Raw genomic sequence first — 24,685 nt, 5'->3', positions numbered from 1 at the left:
TCGATGAGTCTGCCCCGCGCGGCTTTGCATCCACCGTCGGGCGAATATGCTGATCAGCATGACGACTGAGCCGGAACTGCAGCGGGGCGTCGGTGAGCCGGACGGCTTCCGCCGCTTGTGGACCCCCCATCGGATGGCGTACATCCAGGGTGAGAACAAGCCCACCGGCCCGGCTCCGGACGACGGTTGTCCGTTCTGCTCGATCCCGTCGCTGAGCGACGAGGACGGGCTGGTCATCGCCCGGGGCAGCGCCGTGTTCGCGGTGCTGAACCTGTACCCGTACAACGGCGGGCACCTGATGGTGGTCCCGTACCGGCACGTGGCCGACTACACCGACCTGGACGAGGCGGAGACGGCCGAGCTTGCGGACTTCACCAAGAAGGCGATGACCGCGCTGCGGGCGGCCTCCGGGGCGCACGGGTTCAACATCGGGATGAACCAGGGCGCGGCGGCCGGTGCCGGGATCGCGGCGCACCTGCACCAGCACGTGGTGCCGCGCTGGGGCGGGGACACCAACTTCATGCCGGTGGTCGGCCACACCAAGGTGCTGCCGCAGCTGCTGGCGGACACCCGGAAGATGCTGGCCGAGGTCTGGCCGCAGGGCTGATCCGGAGAACGCGGAAGGGGCCCGCCACCGAGGAGATCGGTGGCGGGCCCCTTCCGTCCGTCGTGGGCCGGGCTCAGCCGGCGTTGAAGGTGTCGACGTCGTACGGCCGGGGGCTCTGCGCCTCGGACTTGATGATCGAGGTGCGGGTCTTGAAGAACCGGTCGGCGTCGAGGTCGTGCTCCTCCAGGAACTCCAGGGTGGCGGTGTGGACCGCGTTGAGCACCGGGACGGAGGCGTTCATGGCGTTGTCGACCATGGAGCGGTTGTCCCAGGCGCGGCCGGCCCAGACGTGCCGCAGGCCGAACGGTTCGGGCAGGCCCAGCCCGCCGCCGAGCCAGCCGAGCAGGCCGGGAATCCGGTAGAAGGGGGCGCGGACGGCCTGGCGGACGACCTCGTCGTTGTCGATCAGGGGGAGCTTGACGGTGCGGTCCTCCCAGAACTTCACCGTCTTGGAGACCGTCTTCTCCTTGTCCTTGGGCTTGTCGAAGAAGACGCCCTTGACCGGGCCGAGCGCGTAGCCGGCCACCGAGATGGTCAGCACGTTGGCGAGCAGGGTCACCGTGATGGTGAAGGTGAGGACGAGCTTGCCGTCGTGGGTGATGAACTGGGTGGCGAGGTAGTGCCGGGGGCCGCCGGAGAAGGTCTGCTTGTCGGCGATGCTCTGCACGGCGAAGTCGCGCATCCGGTCGCCGTCCATGTCGGCGTTGCCGGGGCGGCTGATCTCGTCGGCGCCCTCGCCGATGTCGAAGACCACCCACTGCTTGATGGTGACGTTGGGCATGCCGCTGTTGGCGACGTGGCTGATGCCGAGGCCCTTGAGGTGGGTGGAGATCCGGCGGACCAGGTCCCAGGGGTGGAAGGCGCGGAAGTCGACGTGGCCCTCGGCGGGGTGGAGGGTGTCGGCGAGGCGCCACTCGCCCCAGCGGCGGCCGGCGCCGAGGATGCCCTTGGGGCCGGCGTAGTGGTGGACGTTGGTCTCCTGCTCGGCGTCCAGGCGGCCGAGCTTGTCGCGCAGGTCGACGGCCTTCTTGTCGAGGTCGTCGCGGGGGACGGCCTTGGCGACGGTCGCGGCGACGGCGGAGCCCTCGACCAGGGACTGCCAGCGGGCGCGCAGGTCCTTGGCGGAACGCTCGACGATCCGGCGGGCGAGGTACCAGCCGATGACCGGGGCGAGCATCGTGATGCGCAGGTAGATGCCGAGGACGCCGGCGGCCGGCGGGCGCAGCACGAGGAAGACGGCGAGGGCGGCGGCCAGCGCGAGGGTGATGCCGCCGTAGACGCCGGCGTTCTTCGGGTTGTCCCGTTTGAGCCAGGCGCGCACCTGGAAGGCGGCGAGCCAGACCAGGGTGCCGGGGAGGAAGAGTCCGCCGGTGACCAGGGTGACGGTGGTGAGGTGGCGGTCGCGGGTGTTGCGCAGTTCCTCGGCGGCCAGGCAGTGCTCGACGACCTGGCGGGTGTCGACGCCGAAGGCCGGGACGATGGGCTTGCGGTCGCCGCCGAGGGCGCGGGAGACCAGCGCCTTGCTGAAGGCCTCGCCGAGGTTGGGGCGGAAGAGGGCGAAGCGGCCCTTCTTCTCCTTGGCGTCGGTGACGGCTGTGACGAAGCCGCCGATCTCGCCGTCGCGGTAGGCGGCCGAGGAGAGCGCCTGGGTGACGGCGGTCTGCGGGCCGGCGTCGGTCCGGGGTATCTGCGCGCCCGGGGTCATGTCGAGTGTGGTCACGGTGGCGTCCCCTCCTCCCCTTGTCAGCGGCAGGTTACCGTGCCGCGGCCCCCGGGCGCGGATGATCGTCTGAAGTACCGTCACGATCGAGCCGTACCGGGGCTGAGAGGCATGATGCCCGGGTTCGGGTGCATCGATACCCGCCGGAGCGGTCGGGTGTGGGGTGGAGGAGGATGGTGGTGGAGACGAGGAAAAGGGGAGCCGTTGTGAAGGATCCGGTGCTGGTCTTCGACGGGGACTGCGCGTTCTGCTCGTCGTGCGTGCGGTGGGGGGAGCGGTACCTGCGGCAGACGCTGGCCTCGGGGGGCTGGGAGGCGGTGGCGTTCCAGTTCGCGGACCTGGCGGCGCTGGACGCGCTCGCGGGCGGCCGGGGCGAGGTGTCGGCCGAGCGGGCGGAGCGCGAGGTGCTGTGGGTGACGCCGAGCGGGCGGGTGTACGGGGGCGCACAGGCGGTTGCGCGGCTTCTGATGCGCTCCGGCGGCGCGTGGGCGTACCTGGGCGCGGTGTTGACGGCGGCGCCGGTGCGGCCGGTGGCGGGTGTGGTGTACCGGTGGGTGGCGCGGAACCGGCACCGGATGCCGGGGGGTACGGCGGCGTGTGCGCTGCCGAACCGCGGGGCCGTCCGGCCGTGAGCCCGTCCGGCGGGCCCGTCCGGTCGCGAGTCAGCCGGTCGCGAGCCTGTCGGTCGCGAGCCTGCTGGTGGTGAGTCGGCCCGGCGGCAAGTCCGCCCGCTGGTGGGGCCGTTCGGCCGGTGCGCCGGTCGGTGGTCAGTCCGTGTAGCGCTCGGCCAGGGCGGTGGGCATGGGTTCGTGGCGCAGGTAGGCGCGGGAGAACTCGGCGGTGCCGTGGGTGAGGGAGCGCAGGTCGACGGGGTAGCGGACGAGTTCGAGTTCGGGGACCTCGGCGCGCAGCAGGGTGAGGCCGGTGCCGCCGGTCTCGGTGCCGAGGACGCGGCCGCGGCGGGCGGAGAGGTCGCCGAGGACGGCGCCGAGGTAGTCGTCGGGCAGCAGGATGCTGACCGCGGCGACGGGTTCGAGCAGGCGGATGACGGCGTGCTCGGCGGCGTCGCGCAGGGCGAGGGCGGCGGCGTTCTGGAAGGACGCGTCGGAGGAGTCGACCGAGTGGGCCTTGCCGTCGGTGAGGGTGACCCGGACGTCGACGAGCGGGTACCCGGTGGAGACGCCCTTGGCGAGTTGGGCGCGGATGCCCTTCTCGACGGAGGGGATGAAGTGCTTGGGGACGGCGCCGCCGACGACGTGTTCCTGGAACTCGAAGCCGGATCCGGCCGGGAGGGGCTCGACTTCGAGGTCGCAGATGGCGTACTGGCCGTGGCCGCCGGACTGTTTGACCAGGCGGCCGTGGCCGGCGGCCGCGGTGCCGAAGGTCTCGCGGAGGGCGACCTTGGGGGCGACGGTGTCGACGTGGACGCCGTGGCGGGTGCGCAGGCGGTCGAGGACGACGTCGGCGTGGGCCTCGCCGGTGCACCAGAGGACGAGCTGGTGGGTGTCGGGGTTCTGTTCGAGGCGTAGGGCCGGGTCCTCGGCGGTGAGCCGGGTGAGGGCCTGGGAGAGCTTGTCGTCGTCGGCCTTGCTGTGGGCTTCGACGGCGATCGGCAGCAGGGGCTCGGGGAGGGTCCAGCCGTCGAGGTCGACGGGGTGGCCGGGGTCGTGGACGGTGTCGCCGGCGCGGGCGCTGGTGAGCTTGGCGGCGCAGACGAGGTCTCCGGCGACGGCGTGCGGGACGGGGCGCTGGAGCTTGCCGAACGGGCTGGTGAGGGCGGTGACGCGTTCGTCGCCGTTCTGGTCGGCGGTGTGGGCCGGGCCGACGAGGTGGATCTTGGTGTCGGGGCGCAGGGTGCCGGCGTACAGGCGCAGCAGGCTGATCCGGCCGACGTAGGCGTCGCCGGTGACGCGGACGACCTGGGCGGCGAGGGGGGCGTCGGGGTCGCAGTCCGGGCCGGGGCGGGTGCGTTCGGTGGGGTTCGGGAAGGCGTGGACGACGAGGTCGAGGAGTTCGGCGGCACCGAGGCCGTTGTCGCTGGTGGGGACGGCGGGGTGGAGGGTGCAGTCGAGGACCTCGCGGCGCAGTCCGGCTTCGAGGGAGTCGGTGTCGAGGGTGTCGCCGGAGAGGTAGCGCTCCATGAGGGTGTCGTCCTGGCCGGAGATGGCCTCGACGAGGCTGTCGTGGGCGGGGCCGGTGTCGGGGAGCGGGGTGGCGTCGCCGTAGGTGTCGCCGGTGAGGAGGTCGACGCTGCCGTCGGGCCGGCCGTCGTGGAGGACGGGGAGGAAGAGCGGGCGCAGGGTGTCCGGGCCCAGCCCGAAGGCGTCGTGGCAGGCCGTGAGGATCTCGTCGAAGCCGGTGCGGGCGAGGTCGAGCTTGGCGACGGCGATGGCCCGGGGGATCCCCTCGGCGGCGCACTCGCGCCACAGGGCGCGGGTGGGTGCGGTGACGGGGTCGGTGGCGGAGACGACGAAGACCGCTGCGTCGGCGGCGTGCAGGGCGGCGCGCAGGTCGGCGGCGAAGTCGGGGTGGCCGGGCGGGTCGATCAGGTTGATCTTGACGCCCTTCCATTCGAGGGGCAGCAGCGAGAGCTGGACGGAGCGTTGCTGCTGGTGCTCGATGTCCTCGTGGTCGGAGACGGTCGTGCCGTCGGTGACGCGGCCGGCGCGGCCGGTGGCGCCGGCGGCGTGGGCGAGGGATTCGGCGAGGGTGGTCTTCCCCACACCGCTGGAGCCGATGAGGACGACGTTGCGCAGGTCCCGGGGGCCGGTGACGGCGGGTGCCTGGCCGGCTCGTGCCGTGCTGCGGTCGGGCATCGGGGTCTCCTCCCGTGGCGCCGAGGCTGTCCATCGCAGTCTAGGACCGGGTGTCGCGGCGGCGCGTGTCGTACGGCCGCTCGGTGACCGTGCGTGTGCGTGCCGTGGTGGGTGCGTCGCGCGGCGGTGCGTGCGGTGGAGCGCGTCTCCGGCGTGGCTACGATGGGTGCGCCGGACGGGCTTATCCGTCGGGCCGTCTGCCGTGTCGTGTTGCGCCAGGCGGGTATCTGGGAGATCGGAGCGGCTGGGAAGGCCATGCTCAACAAATACGCGCGTGCCTTCTTCACACGTGTTCTGACCCCGTTCGCCGCGTTCCTGATCCGGCTGGGCGTGAGCCCGGACACCGTGACGCTGGTCGGTACGGCCGGTTCGGTGACCGGTGCGCTGGTGTTCTTCCCGCGTGGGGAGTTCTTCTGGGGCACCATCACGATCACGCTGTTCATCTTCTCGGACCTGGTGGACGGCAACATGGCCCGTCAGCTGGGTCGGAGCACGAAGTGGGGGGCGTTCCTCGACTCCACGCTGGACCGGGTCGCGGACGCGGCGATCTTCGGCGGCCTGGCGATGTGGTACGCGGGCAAGGGTGACAACAACCTGCTGTGCGCGGTGGCGATCTTCTGCCTGGCGAGCGGCCTGGTGGTGTCGTACACGAAGGCGCGGGCGGAGAGCCAGGGCCTGCCGTGTGACGTGTCGGGGCTGGTGGAGCGGGCCGAGCGGCTGGTGGCCAGCCTGGTGGCGGCCGGCATCGCGGGCCTGCACGAGTTCGGTGTGCCGTACGTGGAGTGGCTGCTGCCGGTGGCGCTGTGGCTGGTGGCGGCGGGCAGTCTGGTGACGGTGTTCCAGCGGATGCTGACCGTGCGCCGGGAGGCGTTCGAGGCCGACCGAGCGGCGGCCGGGAGCTGATGGGGGGCGTCCTGCGGTGACGGACCGACTGGTGTACTGGGCGTACGCGCTGGGCTGGGGGCTGCTGAAGCACCTGCCGGAGCGGGTGGCGCGCGGGTTGTTCGAGCGGCTGGCGGACTACGCCTGGCGCAAGCGCGGCAAGCGGGTGCTGCAGCTGGAGGCGAACCTCCGGCGGGTCCGTCCGGAGCTGGACGAGGCCGCGGTGCGGTCGCTGTCGCGGGCCGGGATGCGCTCGTACCTGCGGTACTGGATGGAGTCGTTCCGGCTTCCGGTGTGGAGCCCGGAGCGGGTGGCCCGGGACGTGCAGGTCGAGGGCTTCGAGCACCTGCGGGAGGCGATGGAGTCCGGTCGGGGCGCGGTGATAGCGCTGCCGCACATGGGCAACTGGGACCTGGCGGGCACCTGGGTCGCGCAGCGGGGCTACCCGTTCACGACGGTCGCGGAGCGGTTGAAGCCGGAGCGGCTGTTCGACCGGTTCGTCGAGTTCCGGGAGGGCCAGGGCATGGAGGTCCTGGCGCTGACCGGCGGTTCGGTGAACGTGATCGGCACGCTGGCGCGGCGGCTGCGCGAGGGCCGGCTGGTGTGCCTGGTGGGGGACCGGGACCTGTCGGAGGCGGGCATCGAGGTGTCGTTCTTCGGCGAGGCGACCCGGATGCCGGCCGGTCCGGCGGCGCTCTGCCAGCGGACTGGGGCGGCGCTGCTGCCGGTGACGCTCTGGTACGACGGCCCGCTGCTGCGGGCGCGGATCCACCCCGAGGTGACGGTCCCCGAGGGGGACGACCGCAAGGAGCGGACGCGGGCGATGACCCAGGCGATGGCGGCCGTGTGGGAGCGGGGCGTCCGCGAGTACCCGCAGGACTGGCACATGCTGCAGAAGTTCTGGCTGGCCGACCTGCCGGTCCGTGAGACGGTGAAGGAGTCCTCCGCGGTGCGCGCGGAGGCGGTACCCGCGGCCGAGGCCCCCGAGCCCGCGGCCGAGGCCTCCGGGTCCTGAGCCCGGCCCGTACGACTGTCCGAAGGAGCTTGAGGAACCCGTGAAGATCGGCATCGTCTGCCCGTACGACTGGGACGTCCCCGGCGGGGTGCAGTTCCACATCCGGGACCTGGCCGAGCACCTGATCCGTCTGGGGCACGAGGTCTCGGTGCTGGCGCCGGCCGAGGACGACGAGGCGCTGCCGCCGTACGTGGTCTCGGCCGGGCGGGCGGTGGCGGTGCCGTACAACGGGTCGGTGGCGCGGCTAAGCTTCGGCATCCTGTCGGCGGCGCGGGTGCGGCGGTGGCTGCACGACGGTCGCTTCGACATCCTGCACGTGCACGAGCCGGCCTCGCCGAGCCTGTCGATGCTGGCGGCCTGGTCGGCGACCGGGCCGATGGTCGGGACCTTCCACACCTCGAACCCGCGCTCGCGGGCGATGATCGCGGCCTCGCCGATCCTGCAGCCGGGCCTGGAGAAGATGCGGGCCCGGATCGCGGTGTCGGAGTACGCCCGGCGGACCCTGGTGGAGCACCTGGGCGGGGACGCGGTGGTGATCCCGAACGGCGTGGACGTGGGCTTCTTCGCGGACGCCGAGGCGGACGAGCGCTGGATGGGCCACGCGGCGAAGGGGGAGCCGGGCACGATCGGCTTCATCGGCCGGATCAACGAGCCGCGCAAGGGCCTGCCGACGCTGCTGGCGGCGCTGCCGCGGATCCTGGCGGAGCGGCCGGGGGTGCGGCTGCTGGTGGCGGGCAAGGGCGACGAGGAGGAGGCTGTCGCCGGCCTGGCGCCCGAGGTGCGCCGGCAGGTGGAGTTCCTCGGCATGGTGAGCGACGAGGAGAAGGCCCGGCTGCTGCGCAGCGTGGACCTGTACGTGGCGCCGAACACCGGTGGCGAGAGCTTCGGGATCATCCTGGTCGAGGCGATGTCGGCGGGTGCGCCGGTGCTGGCGAGCGACCTGGACGCGTTCAAGCAGGTGCTGGACGGCGGGGACGCCGGCGAGCTGTTCCCGGTGGAGGACGCGGACGCGCTGGCCCGTACGGCGCTGCGGCTGCTGGGCGATCCGGCCCGGCTGGAGGAGCTGCGGAAGGCCGCCTCGCGGCACGTGCGGCGCTTCGACTGGTCGACCGTGGGCGCGGACATCCTGGCGGTGTACGAGACGGTGACGGCGGGGGCCGCGGCGGTGGTCGAGGAGGACGAGCGCAGCGGGCGGCGCGGCCGGTTCGGGCTGGCCAGGGACTGATCGGGGGCCGGCCGGGGGCTGCGGCGGGGCCGTGGTCGGCCCGGCCGTTGGTGGGGTTAGGGTCAGGCGACCGTACCGCTTCACCGCATGGGGGAAACCGATGCCGCAGATTTCCGTGGACTACTCGGCCGGCCTGGCCGGCACCTTCGACCGCCGTGGGCTGGGCCTGGCGATCAACCGGCTGACGGAGCGGACGATCGACGCCAAGCCGGAGTCCTGCAAGACGGTGTTCCGGCAGAGCGAGGAGCTGGTGGTCGGCACCAGTGGGGTGACGGGGGACGTCCAGGTGTTCGTGGAGTTCCAGATCTTCCCGGGGCGGACGCCGGAGGCGAAGGCGGCGCTGAGCGAGGGCGTGTTGGAGCTGGTGGCCCGGTTCGTGCGGCCGCGGCCCGGGAGCCGGCTGTTCACCGCGGTGAACATCGCCGACATCGATCGGGAGTGCTACCGCAACGCCGTCGCGGTCGGCTGACGCCGGTCTGGCCGGCCGGTGACACCCGGTAACGTAGCGGCCCGTGACTACCTGGATCTGGGCCGGCGTGGCCGTGGTGCTCTTCGGCATGTACCTGAGTTGGACGGCCGGCCGGTTGGACCGGCTGCACGCCCGGATCGACGCCGCGCGGGCGGCGCTGGACGCGCAGCTGGTCCGCCGGGCCTCGGTGGCGATGGAGCTGGCGACGTCCTCGCTGCTGGACCCGGCGGCCTCGCTGCTGCTGCTGGACGCGGCGCACGCGGCCCGGCAGGCCGACGACGAGCAGCGCGAGGTGGCGGAGAGTCAGCTGAGCCTGGCGCTGCGGGCGGTGCTGGAGGAGCCGGAGCAGGTGGCGGCGCTGGTGGCCGAGCCGGGCGGCGAGGACGCCGTTCGTGATCTGACGGCCGCGGTGCGGCGGGTGCCGATGGCCCGTCGGTTCCACAACGACGCGGTGCGGGCGGCACGTGCGGTGCGTGAGCACCGGTTGGTGCGGTACTTCCGGCTGGCGGGCAAGGCGCCCTTCCCGATGGCCTTCGAGATGGACGACGCTCCGCCGCCCGCCCTCACGCCCGAGGGGGCGCCTGCTTAGGGTGTCCTCGGATACGGCCCGATTGTCGTATCCCGTCGTCCCGGCTGGACTGGGTGGCACATGGAGGCGTCACCCGGTCCGCCTACCATAGGGCGATAGCACTGGTTCATCTTCGAGTGAGGTCTCACGTGTCCACCACCCCCACCACCGCAGACCAGCCGCAGATCGGCACCGCCCGGGTCAAGCGGGGCATGGCCGAGCAGCTCAAGGGCGGTGTGATCATGGACGTGGTCAACGCCGAGCAGGCCAAGATCGCCGAGGACGCCGGCGCGGTGGCCGTCATGGCGCTGGAGCGGGTTCCGGCGGACATCCGCAAGGACGGCGGCGTGGCCCGCATGTCCGACCCGAACATGATCGAGGAGATCATCGAGGCGGTCTCCATCCCGGTGATGGCCAAGTCCCGCATCGGGCACTTCGTCGAGGCCCAGGTCCTGCAGTCCCTGGGTGTCGACTACATCGACGAGTCCGAGGTCCTGACCCCGGCCGACGAGATCAACCACTCGGACAAGTGGGCGTTCACCACCCCCTTCGTCTGCGGTGCGACCAACCTGGGCGAGGCCCTGCGCCGCATCGCCGAGGGCGCGGCCATGATCCGCTCGAAGGGTGAGGCCGGCACCGGCAACGTCGTCGAGGCCGTCCGCCACCTGCGCCAGATCAAGAACGAGATCGGCCAGCTGCGCGCCCTGGACCACAACGAGCTGTACGCCGCCGCCAAGGAGTTGCGCGCCCCGTACGAGCTGGTCAAGGAGGTCGCCGAGCTCGGCAAGCTGCCGGTCGTGCTGTTCTCCGCCGGTGGCGTGGCCACCCCGGCCGACGCCGCGCTGATGCGCCAGCTGGGCGCCGAGGGCGTCTTCGTCGGCTCCGGCATCTTCAAGTCGGGCGACCCGGCCAAGCGTGCCGCCGCCATCGTGAAGGCCACCACCTTCTTCGACGACCCGAAGATCATCGCGGACGCCTCCCGCAACCTGGGCGAGGCCATGGTCGGCATCAACTGCGACACCCTGCCGGAGACCGAGCGCTACGCCAACCGCGGCTGGTAGTCGCCCCGCAGGTTCCGAGGGCCCGGGCCCGCCGCAGCGCTTCGGCGCCGCGGCGGGCCGCGCCACGTCATTCCGTAGCAACGATCGATTGAGGTTGAAGACCGTGAGCACTCCAGTCATCGGCGTCCTCGCCCTGCAGGGCGACGTCCGCGAGCACCTGGTCGCGCTGGCCGAGGCCGACGCGCTCGCCCGCCCGGTGCGCCGTGCCGAGGAGCTGGCCGAGGTCGACGCGCTGGTGATCCCCGGCGGGGAGTCCACCACCATGTCCAAGCTGGCGCTGCTGTTCGGCGTGATGGACCCGGTGCGCGAGCGGGTGGCCGCCGGGATGCCGGTGTACGGCACCTGCGCGGGCATGATCATGCTGGCGGACAAGATCCTGGACGGCCGCGAGGACCAGGAGACCGTCGGCGGCATCGACATGACGGTGCGCCGCAACGCCTTCGGCCGCCAGAACGAGTCCTTCGAGTCCGGGATCGCCTTCAAGGGCCTGGACGACGCGCCGGTGCACGGCGTCTTCATCCGCGCCCCCTGGGTCGAGGCGGTCGGCGCGGGCGTCGAGGTGCTGGCCGAACTGCCCGCCGCGGACGGCCCGGACAGCCGGATCGTGGCCGTGCGCCAGGGCAACCTGCTGGCCACGTCGTTCCACCCGGAGCTGACCGGCGACCACCGCGTGCACGCGTACTTCGTGAAGATGGTCGAGGAGCACCTCGCGGCCGCCGCGGGCTGAGCCCTCACCGGGAGCGTCTCGGCCGCGCACGGACCGTGTGCGCCTCACCGGTGACGACACCGGTAAGATCTCATCTGTTTCATTTCCATTTGGCGACGTAAAGGAGCTGGCGATGTCCGGCCACTCTAAGTGGGCTACCACCAAGCACAAGAAGGCCGTGATCGACGCCAAGCGCGGCAAGCTCTTCGCCAAGATGATCAAGAACATCGAGGTGGCGGCGCGCACCGGCGGTCCCGACCCGGCGGGCAACCCGACCCTCTACGACGCCATCCAGAAGGCGAAGAAGAGCTCGGTCCCGATCGACAACATCAACCGCGCCGTCAAGCGCGGTGGCGGTCTGGAGGCCGGCGGCGCCGACTACCAGACCATCATGTACGAGGGCTACGGCCCGAACGGTGTCGCCGTCCTGATCGAGTGCCTCACCGACAACCGCAACCGCGCCGCCTCCGACGTGCGCGTGGCGATGACCCGCAACGGCGGCTCGATGGCCGACCCGGGCTCGGTGTCGTACCTGTTCACCCGCAAGGGTGTCGTCATCGTCCCCAAGGCCGACGGCGTGGACGAGGACAAGCTCTTCGAGGTCGTCCTCGACCAGGAGCCCGAGGAGATCAACGACCTCGGCGACTCGTTCGAGATCGTCTCCGAGGCCTCCAAGATGGTCGCCGTGCGCACCGCGCTGGTGGACGCCGGCGTCGACTACGACTCGGCCGAGGCCAACTTCCTCCCGAGCATGCAGGTCGAGCTGGACGTCGACGGCGCCCGCAAGATCCTCAAGCTGATCGACGCGCTGGAGGACAGCGACGACGTGCAGAACGTCTTCGCCAACTTCGACATCTCCGACGAGGTCGGTGCGGAGCTCGACGCCGAGTGACACGGCGTCGCCCGATCGACGGCGAGTGATCGTTCTCACTGCCCGGCCCGGTGGTCCCAGGACCGCCGGGCCGGTGTCGTCGGCGGGGTTGTCGGACCCGGACGGTAGCCTTCGCAGGTCGAGGACGGGAGGCGGGGCCGGTGGTGCGGGTACTGGGTGTGGACCCGGGGCTGACCAGGTGCGGGGTCGGCGTGGTCGAGGGTGCGCCGGGCCGGCCGCTGCGGATGGCCGGGGTCGGGGTGGTGCGCACCCCCGCCGAGGCCGAGATCGGGCAGCGGCTGCTCCTGGTCGAGGAGGGCATCGAGGCCTGGCTGGACGAGCACCGGCCCGACCTGGTCGCCGTCGAGCGGGTCTTCGCCCAGCACAACGTGCGCACCGTGATGGGAACGGCCCAGGCCAGCGCGGTCGCCATGCTCTGCGCGACGCGCCGCGGCATACCCGTCACCCTGCACACCCCCAGCGAGGTCAAGGCGGCCGTCACCGGCTCCGGCCGGGCCGACAAGGCCCAGGTCACGGCCATGGTGCAGCGCCTGCTGCGGCTGGACGCCCCGCCCAAGCCCGCGGACGCCGCCGACGCGCTGGCGCTCGCCATCTGCCACATCTGGCGCGGCGGCGCGACCAACCGCCTGGAGGCCGCCGTCCGGGCCGCCCGCGCCACGACCCGCTCCACTCCTCTGAAAGGCAGCATCCGGTGATCGCCTTCGTGCAAGGGCCCGTGGCGGCCATCTCCTCCGGGCTCGCGGTGGTCGAGGTCGGCGGGGTGGGCATGGCGGTGCAGTGCACGCCGAACACCCTGGCCGGCCTGCGACTGGGCGAGCCGGCCCGGCTGGCGACCTCGCTGGTGGTCCGGGAGGACTCGCTGACCCTGTTCGGCTTCGCGGACGACGACGAGCGCGCGGTCTTCGAGATCCTGCAGGCCGCGCCGGGCGTCGGCCCCAAGCTGGCGCAGGCGATCCTCGGCGTGCACAGCCCCGACGCGCTGCGGGTCGCGATCGCGAACGGCGACGAGAAGGCGCTGGTCGCCGTCCCGGGCATCGGTAAGGCGAAGGCCGCCAAGCTGCTGCTGGAGTACAAGGACAAACTGGGCGCCCCGCACGGCGCGGTGCCCGCGCAGAAGCCGATCGCGGCCGGCCCGGCGCCGTGGAGCGAGCAGCTGCACTCCGCGCTGACCGGCCTCGGCTACGCCCCGCGCGAGGCGGACGAGGCGGTCGCGGCCGTCGCCCCGGAAGCCGAGGCGCAGCAGACGCCGGACGTCGGCGCCCTGCTCCGGCTCGCGCTGCGCGGCCTCAACCGCGCCCGCTGAGTCCGTCTGACGATCTGTCCCTTTGTCGACCTCGGAATACCTGGAGCCCGTGACGATGTACGACTCGGAACCCGCCGACCGGCTGGTCACGGCCGCAGCCGACGGTGAGGACCAGGCGGTGGAGGCGGCGCTGCGCCCCAAGCTGCTGGACGAGTTCATCGGCCAGGAGCGGGTGCGCGAGCAGCTGTCCCTGGTGCTCCAGGCCGCCCGCAAGCGCGGCAGCGCGCCCGACCACGTGCTGCTGAGCGGTCCGCCCGGGCTGGGCAAGACCACCCTGTCCATGATCATCGCGGCCGAGCTGGGCGCCCCGATCCGGATCACCTCCGGCCCGGCCATCCAGCACGCGGGGGACCTCGCGGCGATCCTCTCCTCGCTCACCGAGGGGGAGGTGCTCTTCCTCGACGAGATCCACCGGATGTCCCGGCCGGCCGAGGAGATGCTGTACATGGCGATGGAGGACTACCGGGTCGACGTGATCGTCGGCAAGGGCCCGGGCGCCACTGCCATCCCGCTGGAGCTGCCGCCCTTCACGCTGGTCGGTGCCACCACCCGGGCCGGGCTGCTGCCGCCGCCGCTGCGCGACCGCTTCGGCTTCACCGGCCACATGGAGTTCTACGCCCCGGCCGAGCTGCAGCGGGTGGTGCACCGCTCGGCCACGCTGCTGGACGTGGAGATAGACCCGGCCGGCGCCGCCGAGATCGCCGGGCGCTCGCGCGGCACCCCGCGCATCGCCAACCGGCTGCTGCGCCGGGTGCGCGACTATGCGCAGGTCCGGCACGACGGGGTGGTCACCGCGGGGATCGCCGCTCAGGCGCTGGACGTCTACGAGGTGGACGCCCGCGGCCTGGACCGGCTGGACCGCGCGGTGCTGGACGCGCTGCTGCGGCTGTTCGGCGGCGGTCCGGTCGGTTTGTCGACACTCGCGGTCGCGGTGGGCGAGGAGTCGGAGACGGTCGAGGAGGTCGCCGAGCCGTTCCTGGTCCGCGAGGGCCTGCTCGCCCGGACCCCGCGCGGCCGGATCGCCACCGCCGCGGCCTGGCAGCACCTCGGTCTGACCCCGCCGGTTCAGACCACTCGCGGCGGTGTCCCGCCCCAGTCGGAGCTGTTCCCGGCCGACGGGAGTTGACCGTCATCGGCTGAACGGGTGAGCCGGGGCGGTGCGTTCCCGCCGGGTGCGGCCGGGGCGCGGCAAGGGGGAGCCCGGAACGGGGTCCGCGGAAACTGTGCAGGCGGAGGGTCGCCACTTTCGGCAGCAGGATGCGATGCTTGGCGTTGTCCGATCGATTCGGGGTTGCATAGACTCCGCCGGACCGCCCCTCTCACCCGACGGGCCGATCCATTACCACACAGGCCGCCGGCCGGCGGCCCGTAAAGGACCCTGGCTGCAGTGAACCTCATCATCCTTCTCCTCCCGATCATCGCGATCGTGCTCATGTTCCGGTCGCAGAAGAAGCGCCAGCAGCAGCAGCAGCAGATGCAGACCGCTCTGGAGCCCGGGGCGGGTGTTCGCACCATCGGCGGTCTGTACGCCCAGGTGAAGGCGGTCAACGAGGAGACCGTCGAGCTGGAGATCGCGCCCGGCGTGTTCACCCACTTCACCAAGAGCGCGATCGCGGCCGTCCTGGACCCCCAGGAGTACGACGCGATCATCAACGGCCGCCCCGCCGACGACGAGCTCGCCGAGCCGGAGGCCGAGGACGCCGACGCCGAGCCGGTCGAGGACAAGCCGCTGTCGCTCACCAAGGACGGCGACGAGAAGAGCGACGTCGAGGGCGGGGCTCCCGCGAGCAAGTAGTACGGCCGGGCAACCCGCCCGGTCGCGCGGCGCAGTGCCGCGAGCCCACAGGACCTCAGGGCCGCAGAACCACCCGGACCCCTGTCCAGCCACGAGCCGGACGGGGGTCCGGTCGGGGAGGTGGCATGGACAGGGAGAAACGAGCAAGGTGGCAACACCCAAGTCGCGCCCGCGCGACGGCTACCCAGGGCGGGCGCTGGCCCTCATCCTGGTCGTCACCGTCGGACTGGTCGCCCTCATGTTCGGGACGGGCAACACGAAGCCCCGGCTCGGGATCGACCTCGCAGGCGGCACCAGCATCACGCTGACTGCGAAGTCGACCGACCCCAAGGCGATCAGCAAGTCCAACATGGACATCGCCACCGGGATCATCGAGCGCCGTGTCAACGGTATGGGTGTCTCCGAGGCGGAGGTCCAGACCCAGGGCGACAACACGATCATCGTGAACATCCCCAAGGGCGGCGACCGGCAGAACGCGGCGGACCAGGTCGGTACCACCGCCAAGCTGTTCTTCCGCCCGGTCCTGGCCGTGGCCCCCAGCGGCGTCACCGCTCCGGCCCCCACCGGCACCCCGTCCGCCCCCGCCACCGGCACCCCGGCCGCGACCCCGTCGGCCACCGCGCCCGCCGCGACCGGCACGCCGTCCGCGGGCGCGAGCGCCACCAAGCAGGGCCGCACCGTCGGTGAGGCACTGGCCGCCGAGGGCACCACCCCGTCGCCCGCCGCCACCGGCGCGAGCGCGGCCCCGTCCGCCGCCGCCACCGGCAGCGCCGCTCCCAGCGCCGCCGCGACCCCGAGTGCCGCCGCGACCCCGCCGAGCGCCGCCGACCTGAGCGCCGCGATGACGCAGGGCACCGTTCCGCCGGAGCTGTCCACCGCGTTCGCCACCCTCGACTGCTCCAAGCCCGAGGTCCGCAGCGCCCAGACCGGCCCCGAGGACAAGGCCGTCGTCGCCTGCTCCCAGAAGGCCGAGAACGGCTACTACGAGAAGCTGGCGCTCGGCCCCGTGGCCGTGAAGGGCTCGGACGTCTCCAAGGCCCAGCCCTCGCTCGACACCCAGACCGGCGCCGGATGGCAGGTCCAGCTGCAGTTCAACGGCACCGGCACCGACGCCTTCGCCAAGATCACCGGCCAGCTGGCCACCCAGGCCCCGCCGACCAGCCAGTTCGCGATCGTGCTGGACAACCAGGTCGTCTCGCACCCGCAGGTCAACGGCCCGATCTCGGGCGGCAGCGCGGTCATCACCGGTCGCTTCACCCAGACCGAGGCGCAGGACCTGTCCAACGTGCTGGGCTACGGCGCCCTGCCGCTGGAGTTCGCCAAGAGCGACATCACCACCGTCTCCCCGGCGCTCGGCAGCGACCAGCTCAAGGCCGGCCTGGTCGCCGGTGCGATCGGCATGCTGCTGGTGGTCGCCTACTCGCTGGTCTACTACCGCGGCCTCGGCCTGGTCTCGATCGCCGGTCTGCTCGTCTCGGCGGCCCTGACCTACTCGATCATGAGCCTGCTCGGCGGCGGGATCGGCTTCGCGCTGAACCTGCCCGCGGTCTGCGGTGCGATCGTCGCGATCGGTATCACCGCCGACTCCTTCATCGTGTACTTCGAGCGCATCCGCGACGAGGTCCGCGAGGGCGCCCCGCTGCGCCCGGCGGTCCAGCGGGCCTGGCCGCGCGCCCGGCGCACGATCCTGGTCTCGGACTTCGTGTCCTTCCTCTGTGCCGCCGTGCTCTACGTGGTCTCGGTCGGCAAGGTCCAGGGCTTCGCGTTCACCCTCGGTCTGACCACCGCGCTCGACGTCGTGGTGATCTTCCTGTTCACCAAGCCGCTGATCACGCTGCTGGCCCGCCGCAAGTTCTTCCTCGACGGCCACCCGTGGTCCGGTCTGGACCCGAAGCGGCTGGGCGCCCGCCCGCCGCTGCGCAGCAGCCGTCGCCGTAGCCCCTCCTCTGCCGCCGTGAAGGAGGCCTGACACCGTGTCGCGCTTCTCCAACCTGGGCCACCGGCTCTACCAGGGCGAGGTCAGCTTCGACTTCGTCGGGCGCCGCAAGCTCTGGTACTCCATCTCCGGCGTGATCGTGCTGGTCGCGGCGATCGGTCTGGCCATGGGCCTGCACCTGGGCATCGAGTTCAAGGGCGGCTCGGTCTACACCGTGTCCAAGCCCGGCCTGACCGTCTCGCAGGCGCAGGACAAGGCCGACCAGGTCGTCTCCTCGCACCCGCTGGTGCAGTCCACCGACAACGGCAAGATCCGCATCCAGGTCAGCACCGAGGAGCCGAAGAGCTCCGACGAGGTGCGCTCGCAGCTCGCCGAGAAGATCGGCGTTCCGCTGGACACCGTCGAGGCCCAGGTGATCGGCCCCAGCTGGGGCAAGCAGATCTCCAACAAGGCCATGACGGGTCTGATCATCTTCATGATCCTGGTGACGGTCTACCTGGCGATCGCCTTCGAGTGGCGGATGGCGGTGGCCGCCCTGGTCGCCCTCATCCACGACCTCCTGATCACCATCGGCGTCTACGCCCTGGTGGGCTTCGAGGTCACCCCCGGTACGGTGATCGGCTTCCTGACGATCCTCGGGTACTCGCTCTACGACACGGTCGTCGTCTTCGACACCGTGAAGGAGAACACCAAGGGGATCGCCAAGCAGAACAAGCTCACCTACAGCGAGGCGGCCAACGCGGGCCTCAACCAGACCCTGGTCCGCTCGCTCAACACCACCGTGGTGGCGCTGCTGCCGGTCGCCGCGCTGCTGTTCATCGGTGGCGGCATCCTGGGCGCCGGCACGCTGAACGACATCTCGCTCGCGCTCTTCATCGGTCTCGCCGCCGGTGCCTACTCCTCGATCTGCGTCGCCACCCCGCTGCTGGCGCAGCTCAAGGAGGAGCAGCCGGAGATGAAGGCGCTGCGCAAGCGGGTCCTGCAGCACCGGGCCGCGGCCGGCCGGACCGAGGACGCGGTGCCCGGGGACGAGCTCGCGGACGAGGGCCAGCCTGCGGGTATGGTCGGTCAGCGTGGCCGCTCGGCCGGCACCCGTGCCAAGGGCCGTCCGTCCACCAAGCGCTGACCCGAACCACGACCCCGAGGACACCACCGTGACCACCGCCGACACCGCACTGGCCGAGCTGTTGAACAGCCGGATCCGGGACGTCCCGGACTACCCGAAGCCGGGTGTGCTGTTCAAGGACATCGCGCCGCTGCTCGCCGACGCCGAGGCCTTCGGCGCCCTCACCAGGGCGCTGGCGGACCGGGCGAAGGAGCTCGGGGCGACCAAGGTGGTGGGCCTGGAGGCCCGCGGCTTCGTGCTGGCCGCCCCGGCGGCCTTCTCGGCCGGGCTCGGCTTCGTGCCGATCCGCAAGCAGGGCAAGCTGCCCGGCGAGGTGTTCCGGCGCTCGTACGAGCTGGAGTACGGCTCGGCGACGCTGGAGATGCAGTGCGACGCCTTCGTGCCCGGTGAGCGGGTGCTGGTGGTGGACGACGTACTGGCCACCGGCGGGACCATCGGCGCCTCGCTGGACCTGGTCAAGGAGGCCGGCGCCGAGCTGGTGGGCGTCGTGGTGCTGATGGAGCTGGGCTTCCTGGACGGCCGCGCGCGGCTGGCCGGGCACCTGGCCGGCGCTCCGCTGGAGACGCTGGTCACGGTCTGAGGCACCCCCGCGAAGGGCGGCAGTCGGAACATCCGACTGCCGCCCTTCCGTTTCCTGGCCCGGCCGGATGAACACCGGGGCGCCCGGCTCGGTACCATGAAGATTCATCCCCTCCCGGTTGTGTCCGTCCGTTCGGGCCCCGGCAGGGGTCGGCCCGGTGCCCCGAGGAGTTGTCCTTGCCCGACGAGGTTGTGCCCACGGCCGCAGCGGCCACCCCCGAAAACCGTCCCACGCCCTCGGGGGCCACCCCGGCACGCCCGGCGCCGACCTCCTCGCGATCGCTCGCTCCCTCGGGCCGCGGCTCCACCGGCGGCATGCGCGCCCGCCTGGCCCGCCTCGGCGGCCAGCGCTCCAGCGTGCTCAACCCCGTCCTGGAGCCGCTGTTCCGCTCGATCCGGGCGAACGACCCCAAGGCCGACCCGGCACTGCTGCGCGACATCGAGAAGGCGTACGCGGTCGCCGAGAAGTGGCACCGCGGGCAGAAGCGCAAGAGCGGCGACCCGTACATCACCCACCCGCTGGCCGTGGCGACGATCCTGGCCGAGCTCGGCATGGACGCCCCGACCCTGATGGCCGGGCTGCTGCACGACACCGTCGAGGACACCGACTACGGCCTGGAGACCCTGCGCAAGGACTTCGGCGACTCGGTGGCCCTGCTGGTGGACGGCGTCACCAAGCTGGACCGGGTCAAGTTCGGCGAGGCCGCGCAGGCCGAGACCGTCCGCAAGATGGTCGTCGCGATGGCCAAGGACCCGCGCGTCCTGGTGATCAAGCTCGCCGACCGCCTGCACAACATGCGCACGATGCGCTACCTCAAGCGGGAGAAGCAGGAGAAGAAGGCCCGCGAGACCCTGGAGATCTACGCCCCGCTGGCGCACCGGCTGGGCATGAACACCATCAAGTGGGAGCTGGAGGACCTCGCCTTCGCGATCCTCTACCCCAAGATGTACGACGAGATCGTCCGGCTGGTCGCCGAGCGTGCCCCCAAGCGGGACGAGTACCTGGCGACCGTGATCGACCAGGTCCAGGCGGACCTGCGCGGCGCCCGGATCACCGCCTCCGTCACCGGCCGGCCGAAGCACTACTACTCGGTCTACCAGAAGATGATCGTCCGGGGCCGGGACTTCGCCGAGATCTACGACCTGGTGGGCATCCGGGTCCTGGTCGACACCGTCCGCGACTGCTACGCGGCACTGGGCACCATCCACGCGCGGTGGAACCCGGTGCCGGGGCGGTTCAAGGACTACATCGCGATGCCCAAGTTCAACATGTACCAGTCGCTGCACACGACGGTGATCGGTCCCGGCGGCAAGCCCGTCGAACTCCAGATCCGCACCTTCGACATGCACCGGCGGGCCGAGTACGGCATCGCCGCGCACTGGAAGTACAAGCAGCGCGCGGTCGCCGGGGCGTCCAAGGTCCGCACCGACACCCCGACCCAGACCCGCAAGGACGACAAGGCCGGCGCCGTCAACGAGATGGCCTGGCTGCGGCAGCTGCTGGACTGGCAGAAGGAGACCGCCGACCCGGGTGAGTTCCTGGAGTCGCTGCGCTTCGACCTGGCCAGCAACGAGGTCTTCGTCTTCACCCCCAAGGGCGACGTGATAGCCCTGCCGGCCGGTGCGACCCCGGTCGACTTCGCCTTCGCGGTGCACACCGAGGTCGGCTACCGGACGATAGGCGCCCGGGTGAACGGGCGGCTGGTGCCGCTGGAGTCGACGCTGGAGAACGGCGACACCGTCGAGGTGTTCACCTCCAAGGCGGAGAACGCCGGTCCCTCCCGGGACTGGCTGGGCTTCGTCAAGTCGCCGCGCGCCCGCAACAAGATCCGCGCCTGGTTCTCCAAGGAGCGCCGCGAGGAGGCGATCGAGCACGGCAAGGAGGCGATCGTCCGGGCGATGCGCAAGCAGGGCCTGCCGATCCAGCGGATCCTGACCGGCGACTCGCTGGTCACGCTGGCCCACGAGATGCGCTACCCCGACATCTCCTCGCTCTACGCCGCGATCGGCGAGGGGCACGTCGCCGCGCAGAACATCGTCCAGAAGCTGGTCCAGGCGCTCGGCGGCGAGGAGGGCGCGACCGAGGACCTGGCGGAGACCGCCACCCCGACGCACGACACCCGCCGCGCGGTGCGCCGCCGGGCCAAGGGCGACCCGGGCGTGATCGTCAAGGGCGTCGAGGACGTCTGGGTCAAGCTCTCCCGCTGCTGCACCCCGGTGCCGGGCGACCCGATCGTCGGCTTCATCACCCGCGGCAACGGCGTCTCGGTGCACCGCGCCGACTGCGTCAACGTGGAGTCGCTGAGCCAGCAGCCGGAGCGCATGATCGACGTCGAGTGGGCGGCCACCCAGTCCTCGGTCTTCCTGGTGGCCATCCAGGTCGAGGCGCTGGACCGCTCCCGCCTGCTCTCCGACGTCACCCGGGTGCTCTCCGACCAGCACGTCAACATCCTGTCGGCGGCGGTGCAGACCTCCCGGGACCGGGTGGCGATGAGCCGCTTCACCTTCGAGATGGGCGACCCGAAGCACCTCGGCCACGTGCTCAAGGCGGTGCGCGGCGTCGAGGGCGTGTACGACGTCTACCGCGTCACCTCCGCCCGCAAGTAGCGGACGCACGAGAGGGGCCCCGGGATCTTCCCGGGGCCCCTCTCGGCGTTCGACGGCCGTCGGATCAGCCGCTGAACTCGTCCTGGCTCTTGTGCGCCTGGTCCAGCAGGGTCTGCACACCGGCCAGCTCGGACTCCAGCTTGGCGATCCTGCCGGCGTTGCCGGCCGCGCGGGCCTTGTCCAGGTCGGCCTGGATCTTGTCCGCCTTGGCCTGGAAGAGCCCGACCATGCCGGCCGCGCGGGCCTTGGCCTCCGGGTTGGAGCGCTTCCACTCGGCGTCCTCGGCCTCGCGGATCGCCCGCTCGACCGCGTTCAGCCGGCCGTCCAGCTTCGGACGGACCTCGCGCGGCACGTGCCCGATCGCCTCCCAGCGCTCGTTGACCTCGCGCAGCGCGGCCTTGGCGGCCTTCAGGTCGGTGATCGGCAGGATCGCCTCGGCCTCGACGGCCAGCGCCTCCTTGAGCTTCTGGTTCTCCACCTGCTCGGCGTCCCGCTCGCTGAACACCGCGGAGCGGGCCTGGAAGAAGACGTCCTGCGCGCCGCGGAACCGCGCCCACAGCTCGTCCTCGATGTCGCGCTGGGCCCGGCCGGCGGCCTTCCAGCGCGCCATCAGGTCGCGGTAGGCGGCCGCGGTGCTGCCCCAGTCCGTGGACGAGGACAGCGCCTCGGCCTCGGCGACCAGCGACTCCTTGGTCTGCCGGGCCTTGTCGCGCTCGGCGTCCAGGGTGGCGAAGTGCGCCTTGCGGTGCTTGGAGAAGACCGAGCGGGCGTGCGAGAAGCGGTGCCACAGCTCGTCGTCGCTCTTGCGGTCCAGGCGCGGCAGGCCCTTCCAGGTGTCCACCAGGGCGCGCAGCCGGTCCCCGGCCTCCCGCCACTGGGTGGACTCGGCGAGCTGCTCGGCCTCGGAGACCAGCGCCTCCTTGGCCGCGCGGGCCTCGTCCTGCGCCTTGGCGCGGGCGGCCTTGCGCTCCTCCCGCCGGGTCTCGATCTCGCCGGCGAGCGTGTCCAGTCGCTTGGCCAGGGCGTCCAGGTCGCCGACCGCGTGCCCCTCGACCACCTGCGCGCGCAGGTGCTCCAGCGCGGTCTGGGCGTCCTTGGCGGCCAGGTCGGTGGTGCGCACCCGCTTCTCCAGCAGGCCGATCTCCACCTCGATGCCCTGGTACTTGCGCTCGAAGTAGGCGAGGGCCTCCTCGGGCGAGCCGGCCTGCCAGGAACCCACGACGCGTTCGCCGTCGGCCGTCCTGACGTAGACCGTGCCCTGCTCGTCCACACGGCCCCACGGGTCGCTGCTCATAGCGCGTCCTCCACATGACGTCGCGCCCGCGCCGGGGCGGCGCGCGTCCGTCGTCCACAGTTGATGTGCGGCGGACCGATGAGTCCGCCGTCCCCGTCCGCCGTGCCTTTCTGCCGAGGGTGACGGCTAGGCGGGTCCGGGCACCCTATACAACGCCAACATAGGCGACCAGGCCCGGTGCTGTCCGCATCCGGGCCGGGCGATTTCGGGCCGGGGCCGGGCGAGGACGGCGGCGGTGCGCCGGCTCGACAAGGGTTCCACCGGCCCCGGAGCCGATCAACCCTTCGACACCGTAACGGAGTTGAAGGTGACATCGGCCATCGGGTGGCCGTCCGGGGAGCCCTCCAGGGTGCCGGCGGCGGCGATCTTCTGCACCACGTCCAGGCCGCCGCTGATCTTGCCGAAGGGGGTGTAGTTCGGCGGCAGCTTGGTGTCCTTGTAGACCAGGAAGAACTGGCTGCCGTTGGTGCCCGGGCCGGAGTTGGCCATCGCCACGGTGCCCGCCGGGTACGTCGCGCCGGCCAGGTTCTCGTCCGCGAACTTGTAGCCCGGGTCGCCGGTGCCGCCCGGGACGGTCGCGCTGGCGGTCGGGTCGCCGCACTGGAGCACGAAGATGCCGTCCGTGGTGAGGCGGTGGCACTTGGTGTGGTCGAAGTACTTCTCGCCCGCCAGGAAGGAGAAGGAGTTCACCGTGTGCGGCGCCTTGGCCGCGTCCAGCGCGATCGTCACCTTGCCGCAGTTGGTGTCCAGCGCCATCGTGTACGACGCGCCCGGGTCGATCGACATGGCCGGCTCGGCCTGCCACTGCTTGCCGTTGGGGGCGCCCGGCGCCGGGTCCGTGCAGCCCTCGACCGGCTTGCGGGTCGGGGCGGTCGGCTCGCCGGTCTGGGTCGGCGCGGCCTGCGCGCTGCTCGCGGCCGAGGTCTTGTCCTTGTCGTCCGAGCTGAACGCGCCGGTGGCGATCAGGGTCCCGCCGCCGGCCAGGACCACGACGGCCAACGAGGCGCCCAGGACCGTGTTGCGGCGCCGGCGCGCGGCCGCGACCTCGATCCGCCGCTCCATCTGGCGCTCGTACTTCTCGCGGGCGAGCTGCCGCCGCCGCTGTTCGCTGCTGACCACCGGCCGTGTCTCCTACGCATGTGCGGAAAAAGTGGATGGATTCCGGAGCGGATCATCGCATCCCCCGGAGGCCAAGTGTAGGGACCGGGCCCGTAAGGGCGAGGTGAACCTGACACGCGGCCCCTCCCGCCACCCCTATCTGGTTCGCAACCGGAGCCGGACCGCCGGTAGGCTGCCCCTGAGTAACCAATAGGCAGCATCACTACAGGTGGTTCTCGCAAACCGACCGCCGCACACCCGAAGGACGCGCGTGTTCATCGCCGGATTCCCCGCTGGAGCCTGGGGCACCAACTGCTACCTGGTCGCTCCGGCGGCGGGCGAGGAGTGCGTCATCGTCGATCCGGGCCACCAGGCGGCCCGCGGCGTCGAGGAAATGGTCCGCGAGCACCGGCTCAAGCCGGTCGCCGTGCTGCTCACGCACGGCCACATCGACCACGTGGCCTCGGTGGTCCCGGTCTGCGGCGCCCGCGGCGTCCCGGCCTGGATCCACCCCGAGGACCGGTACATGATGTCCGACCCGGAGAAGGCGCTCGGCCGCTCCCTGGGCACCCAGCTGATGGGCGAGCTCACCGTCGGCGAGCCCGACGACGTGCGCGAGCTCACCGACGGCAGCGTGCTGGAGCTCGCCGGCCTGCAGCTCACCGTGGACCACGCCCCGGGCCATACCGGGGGGTCGGTGACCTTCCGGACGCCCGGTGCCGAGGACCTCCCCCCGGTGCTGTTCTCGGGCGACCTGCTGTTCGCCGGCTCCATCGGGCGTACCGACCTCCCGGGCGGGGACAGCGAGGCGATCATGACGTCGCTGGCCCGGGTGTGCCTGCCCCTCGACGATTCCACCGTGGTCCTCTCCGGCCACGGCGGTCAGACCACCATCGGCCGCGAGCGCGCCACCAACCCCTACCTCCGACAGGCAGCAGGGGCGGCAGGCGCCCCGGCTTTCCCGCGACGAGGAATGTGACGGAAGA

At 71.9% G+C, this 24,685-nt stretch carries 23 protein-coding genes; 19 read left to right on the top strand and 4 right to left on the bottom strand.

Going from position 1 to position 24,685, the window contains the following annotated elements; all coding sequences use genetic code 11:
- The first annotated feature begins 46 nt into the window (after positions 1 to 46).
- On the top strand, positions 47 to 607 hold the full coding sequence (locus ABT048_RS12260) for an HIT family protein (RefSeq protein ID WP_097238679.1): 561 nt from the start codon (positions 47 to 49) through the stop codon (positions 605 to 607).
- Between the two features lie 73 nt (positions 608 to 680).
- Here ABT048_RS12260 and ABT048_RS12255 read toward each other — a convergent pair whose 3' ends face one another.
- Complete coding sequence (locus tag ABT048_RS12255) at positions 681 to 2,327, bottom strand: AbeC-like domain-containing protein (protein WP_350521278.1); 1,647 nt, start codon at positions 2,325 to 2,327, stop codon at positions 681 to 683.
- A gap of 173 nt (positions 2,328 to 2,500) precedes the next feature.
- On the opposite strand from ABT048_RS12255, the gene ABT048_RS12250 reads away from it, so the two are divergent.
- Positions 2,501 to 2,959 (top strand): thiol-disulfide oxidoreductase DCC family protein, encoded by a 459-nt coding sequence (locus ABT048_RS12250; RefSeq protein WP_350521277.1) that lies wholly within the window; start codon positions 2,501 to 2,503, stop codon positions 2,957 to 2,959.
- A gap of 135 nt (positions 2,960 to 3,094) precedes the next feature.
- Here the strand turns inward: ABT048_RS12250 and ABT048_RS12245 are convergent, their stop codons facing one another.
- Entirely contained in the window at positions 3,095 to 5,143 is a 2,049-nt protein-coding gene (locus tag ABT048_RS12245; protein WP_350521276.1) for an elongation factor G-like protein EF-G2, read from the bottom strand.
- A gap of 255 nt (positions 5,144 to 5,398) precedes the next feature.
- Here ABT048_RS12245 and pgsA point away from each other — a divergent pair, with 255 nt between their 5' ends.
- From pgsA to ABT048_RS12165, 16 genes are all read left to right on the top strand, one after another.
- Positions 5,399 to 6,046, top strand: coding sequence for a phosphatidylinositol phosphate synthase (pgsA, locus tag ABT048_RS12240; protein WP_350521275.1), 648 nt, complete (start codon positions 5,399 to 5,401; stop codon positions 6,044 to 6,046).
- A 16-nt stretch (positions 6,047 to 6,062) separates the two neighbouring features.
- Positions 6,063 to 7,040, top strand: a complete 978-nt coding sequence (locus ABT048_RS12235; RefSeq protein WP_350521274.1) for a phosphatidylinositol mannoside acyltransferase — start codon at positions 6,063 to 6,065, stop codon at positions 7,038 to 7,040.
- A gap of 40 nt (positions 7,041 to 7,080) precedes the next feature.
- Complete coding sequence (locus tag ABT048_RS12230) at positions 7,081 to 8,265, top strand: glycosyltransferase family 4 protein (RefSeq protein ID WP_350521273.1); 1,185 nt, start codon at positions 7,081 to 7,083, stop codon at positions 8,263 to 8,265.
- 100 nt (positions 8,266 to 8,365) lie between these two features.
- A complete protein-coding gene (locus ABT048_RS12225) occupies positions 8,366 to 8,734 on the top strand; it encodes a 5-carboxymethyl-2-hydroxymuconate Delta-isomerase (RefSeq protein ID WP_350521272.1) in 369 nt (122 codons plus the stop codon).
- A 43-nt stretch (positions 8,735 to 8,777) separates the two neighbouring features.
- The gene (locus ABT048_RS12220) at positions 8,778 to 9,323 is read left to right on the top strand and encodes a LemA family protein (protein WP_257032868.1); all 546 of its coding nucleotides are present in this window, start codon (positions 8,778 to 8,780) and stop codon (positions 9,321 to 9,323) included.
- 128 nt (positions 9,324 to 9,451) lie between these two features.
- Positions 9,452 to 10,363, top strand: a complete 912-nt coding sequence (gene pdxS / locus ABT048_RS12215) for a pyridoxal 5'-phosphate synthase lyase subunit PdxS (RefSeq protein WP_350521271.1) — start codon at positions 9,452 to 9,454, stop codon at positions 10,361 to 10,363.
- A 103-nt stretch (positions 10,364 to 10,466) separates the two neighbouring features.
- Positions 10,467 to 11,090: a pyridoxal 5'-phosphate synthase glutaminase subunit PdxT gene (gene pdxT, locus ABT048_RS12210; RefSeq protein WP_350521270.1), complete on the top strand. Its 624-nt coding sequence runs from the start codon at positions 10,467 to 10,469 to the stop codon at positions 11,088 to 11,090.
- 112 nt (positions 11,091 to 11,202) lie between these two features.
- Positions 11,203 to 11,961 (top strand): YebC/PmpR family DNA-binding transcriptional regulator, encoded by a 759-nt coding sequence (locus ABT048_RS12205; RefSeq protein WP_350521269.1) that lies wholly within the window; start codon positions 11,203 to 11,205, stop codon positions 11,959 to 11,961.
- A 143-nt stretch (positions 11,962 to 12,104) separates the two neighbouring features.
- On the top strand, positions 12,105 to 12,656 hold the full coding sequence (ruvC, locus tag ABT048_RS12200; RefSeq protein ID WP_350521306.1) for a crossover junction endodeoxyribonuclease RuvC: 552 nt from the start codon (positions 12,105 to 12,107) through the stop codon (positions 12,654 to 12,656).
- Positions 12,653 to 13,264: a Holliday junction branch migration protein RuvA gene (ruvA, locus tag ABT048_RS12195; protein WP_350521268.1), complete on the top strand. Its 612-nt coding sequence runs from the start codon at positions 12,653 to 12,655 to the stop codon at positions 13,262 to 13,264. Before ruvC ends, ruvA begins: the two co-directional genes overlap by 4 nt.
- A gap of 55 nt (positions 13,265 to 13,319) precedes the next feature.
- Positions 13,320 to 14,390: a Holliday junction branch migration DNA helicase RuvB gene (gene ruvB, locus ABT048_RS12190; RefSeq protein WP_350521305.1), complete on the top strand. Its 1,071-nt coding sequence runs from the start codon at positions 13,320 to 13,322 to the stop codon at positions 14,388 to 14,390.
- Positions 14,391 to 14,651: 261 nt separating this feature from the next.
- Positions 14,652 to 15,059 carry a preprotein translocase subunit YajC gene (gene yajC / locus ABT048_RS12185; protein WP_350521267.1) on the top strand — a complete coding sequence of 136 codons (408 nt, stop codon included), beginning with the start codon at positions 14,652 to 14,654 and terminating at the stop codon, positions 15,057 to 15,059.
- Positions 15,060 to 15,207: 148 nt separating this feature from the next.
- On the top strand, positions 15,208 to 17,028 hold the full coding sequence (secD, locus tag ABT048_RS12180; RefSeq protein ID WP_402800480.1) for a protein translocase subunit SecD: 1,821 nt from the start codon (positions 15,208 to 15,210) through the stop codon (positions 17,026 to 17,028).
- A gap of 4 nt (positions 17,029 to 17,032) precedes the next feature.
- A complete protein-coding gene (secF, locus tag ABT048_RS12175) occupies positions 17,033 to 18,121 on the top strand; it encodes a protein translocase subunit SecF (RefSeq protein ID WP_350521266.1) in 1,089 nt (362 codons plus the stop codon).
- Between the two features lie 28 nt (positions 18,122 to 18,149).
- Positions 18,150 to 18,701: an adenine phosphoribosyltransferase gene (locus ABT048_RS12170; protein ID WP_350521265.1), complete on the top strand. Its 552-nt coding sequence runs from the start codon at positions 18,150 to 18,152 to the stop codon at positions 18,699 to 18,701.
- 191 nt (positions 18,702 to 18,892) lie between these two features.
- On the top strand, positions 18,893 to 21,307 hold the full coding sequence (locus ABT048_RS12165; RefSeq protein ID WP_396550483.1) for a RelA/SpoT family protein: 2,415 nt from the start codon (positions 18,893 to 18,895) through the stop codon (positions 21,305 to 21,307).
- A 64-nt stretch (positions 21,308 to 21,371) separates the two neighbouring features.
- Here the strand turns inward: ABT048_RS12165 and ABT048_RS12160 are convergent, their stop codons facing one another.
- Positions 21,372 to 22,601: a DUF349 domain-containing protein gene (locus ABT048_RS12160; protein WP_350521264.1), complete on the bottom strand. Its 1,230-nt coding sequence runs from the start codon at positions 22,599 to 22,601 to the stop codon at positions 21,372 to 21,374.
- 276 nt (positions 22,602 to 22,877) lie between these two features.
- On the bottom strand, positions 22,878 to 23,720 hold the full coding sequence (locus tag ABT048_RS12155) for a peptidylprolyl isomerase (RefSeq protein ID WP_350521263.1): 843 nt from the start codon (positions 23,718 to 23,720) through the stop codon (positions 22,878 to 22,880).
- A gap of 250 nt (positions 23,721 to 23,970) precedes the next feature.
- Here ABT048_RS12155 and ABT048_RS12150 point away from each other — a divergent pair, with 250 nt between their 5' ends.
- Complete coding sequence (locus ABT048_RS12150; RefSeq protein WP_350521262.1) at positions 23,971 to 24,678, top strand: MBL fold metallo-hydrolase; 708 nt, start codon at positions 23,971 to 23,973, stop codon at positions 24,676 to 24,678.
- The last annotated feature ends 7 nt before the right edge of the window (positions 24,679 to 24,685 follow it).

The sequence above is a fragment of the Kitasatospora sp. NPDC096140 genome, from assembly GCF_040303045.1.
Lineage (GTDB): Bacteria > Actinomycetota > Actinomycetes > Streptomycetales > Streptomycetaceae > Kitasatospora.
The sequence above is the reverse complement of the archived record's forward strand: the minus strand, read 5'-3'. Positions and strand labels throughout refer to the sequence as shown.